We start from the raw sequence: 1,172 nt of genomic DNA, 5'->3' as shown, positions 1-1,172 counted from the left end.
CTGTGCAACGCCGGTATCAAGCCACCGCGCCATGCGCTGATCGACGAGATGGACGGCATCATCGACCGAGGTGAACGGCAGTTCCTCCGGTCGGAAGGTGCCGAGCAGGCGGCGCCGGAGGCAACCGCCAAGGAGGTGTTCGGCGCACACGACTTTCTCACCAAGGCACTGGCGGATGGGTCGCTGACGCACGACGATTTCGGCCTCAGGCGAATAGCCGAGGAAATCGGCATGCAGGCCGACGGCACACCGGAGGTCATGTACTGGTACGACGGTCAACCCGAGCTGACCCCCGAGGGGCGGGCGAAGGTCGAGGCGCTGCCCGGCGGACAAGACTGGCTGGATGGAATGGGGGCCTCCCGGCTGGAGACCGCGGCCCACGCAGAGTTCCTCGTCCGTAAGGGTGTCCACTACGAAATGGACACGGGCAAGATCGTCATCATCGATCAGGCCGAACATGGGCTGCAACGCAACCCGAAGACCTCGAGCGAATCACGGTGGAGCGCGGAGCCGGGTAAGGCGAGCCTCGCGCAGGCCATCGAGGCCAAAGAGATCCGCGCGGCCGAGAGCCGCAGGGAGAGCGCCGAGGAGCATCGGATCGTCGTGCGCGCGGATGCCGAGTCCGCCAAGCGTATCGATTCGGTCGAAATCTACCGTGTCGGACGCGAATCCTTCTTCGATGAAGTGACAGGTGCGTCCGGCACTCTCACCGACCTGAACCCGGTGCTGCAGAAGATCTACAACCTGGAGCCGGCGCACGAGGTCGGGCGGTCGCAGACCCATCAGCTGGTGGAGGGCCAGCATGATGTGGTCGAGAGCACACACGCCAAATTGCGCACGATCGCCGAATACGCGAACGAGATGCGGGCCGACGGCAAGGGCCGGTTTCAGGAAATCCTCTGTCACCGCAACGATTTGGTCGCCCGTCAGGTCGAGGCGCTGGTGCGCGCGGGTGTGCCGAGAGATGCGATCGAAGCGGTGGACGCCAAACGGATCATCGGCTGGGGCGCGGACTGGGAAGCCCAGTTGCAGAAGGTGTTCGACGAGGCCGGTGAGCAGGGCAAGATCCTGGTGATCAACCGGCAGGGCCAGCGCGGTGTCGACATCTCGGTATCGGAGGCGGTGAAGGCCAAGGGCGGCATGCATGTGTGGATGACGGAGGCCCCGGAGCA

General features: G+C 64.8%; 1 protein-coding gene. It reads left to right on the top strand.

Features of this window, described 5'->3' with window-relative positions; translation table 11 throughout:
• Positions 1-1,172: hypothetical protein (locus ACGF5C_RS34935; protein ID WP_393308719.1), on the top strand; the 1,172-nt coding region annotated here is incomplete at both ends.

Origin of the sequence: Micromonospora sp. NPDC047620 (assembly GCF_043205005.1) — a bacterium.
In the GTDB taxonomy this organism is placed as follows: domain Bacteria; phylum Actinomycetota; class Actinomycetes; order Mycobacteriales; family Micromonosporaceae; genus Micromonospora.
This window is presented reverse-complemented; position numbering and strand designations above follow the sequence as displayed.